Genomic DNA, 1,305 nt, shown 5'->3' with positions numbered 1-1,305 from the left:
CTCCACCAACAAAGGCAGCACTCTGCGCGTTGAGCTTGGCAGCGTAAAAGCCGTCCAGTGCGCCTAGGAACGGCGCCTTGAGCACAGCAGGCAAGGTGGTTTGCATGTTGGCGTAGGCAAAGTCCACGCCCTCAAACGCGAAGCCAAACAGGCCTGAGGTCTCACTCCATTTGTCTGCATCAAAGTCTGGACTGCCGTAGCCCACGAAGACGTCTACGTCGCTTGCGCCAAAGTACGACACGGCCACGGCCCAATCCGTAATCGTGCCTAAGTTCTCTGAGAGCTGCGCGCCCGTGCCTGCCTCAAGCAGCGTGCCAAAGATGTCATGTACCGCCTCACCCGCGGCCGTGGAGGCCAAGCCCTGTGGTAATCCAGTACCCAAAGTGACCAGTTGCTGGGGGCCCTTCTCAAAGTTAAAGCTGCCCTGTGCGTGGATGAACCCGGCGATGTCCATTCGCATGTCCTCAACGGACAAACCGAAGAGTTTGCTACCAAAGTCCAGCGTGATGAGCTGGTCGATGCGCTCGCCTAAGTCATCGAGCAAGAACCCTTGCGCGTTGACCCGCTGGCCCAGGCTGTCGGTGTAGTAGCCCAAGTCCCCGTCTTCTAAGGTGTAGCCGCTGGTGTCTTCGTCTTCGCTCTTGAGGTAGGCGCCGGTCTTGATGCCTAGGCCCGCAGCGGTGCCCGCCTCGTCATCAGCAGGGAAACTCGCCGCCCAGTCAATGACAGCGCGGCCCATCTGCAAGGGCGTGCCTGCGAACCAGTTAGTGTCGTTGTCGTTTAAGCGCAGCTCTAGGTTCTTGGCCTCAACGTTGAGGATCTCGCCTCCACCAACAAAGGCAGCACTCTCCGCATTGAGCTTGGCAGCGTAGAAGCTGTCCAGCGCACCCAGGAACGGTGCCTTGAGCACAGCAGGCAAGGTGGTTTGCATGTTGGCGTAGGCAAAGTCCACCCCCTCAAACGCGAAGCCAAACAGGCCTGAGGTCTCACTCCATTTGTCTTGATCAAAGTCTGGGCTGCCGTAGCCCACGAACACGTTGATGTCGCTTGCCCCAAAGTACGACACGGCCACGTCCCAACCCGTAATCGTGCCTAAGTTCTCTGAGAGCTGCGCGCCCGTGCCTGCCTCAAGCAGCGTGCCAAAGATGTCATGTATCCCCTCACCCGCAGCCGTAGCGGCCAAGCCCTTTGGCAGCCCGCTACCCAAAGTGACCAGTTGCTGGGGGCCCTTCTCAAAGTTGAAGCTGCCCTGCGCGTGGATGAAGCCGGCGATGTCCATGCGCATGTCCTCAACGGACACGCCCA

The 1,305-nt window shown here is 59.4% G+C and carries 1 protein-coding gene; it reads right to left on the bottom strand.

The window, feature by feature from the left end; translation table 11 throughout:
- A partial coding sequence (locus B9Z50_RS17330) for a hypothetical protein (protein WP_146183251.1) occupies positions 1-1,279 on the bottom strand: 1,279 nt, incomplete at its 3' end.
- Positions 1,280-1,305 lie beyond the last annotated feature (26 nt).

It is taken from the genome of Limnohabitans sp. Bal53 (assembly GCF_003063355.1).
GTDB lineage: Bacteria > Pseudomonadota > Gammaproteobacteria > Burkholderiales > Burkholderiaceae_C > Limnohabitans_A.
This window is presented reverse-complemented; position numbering and strand designations above follow the sequence as displayed.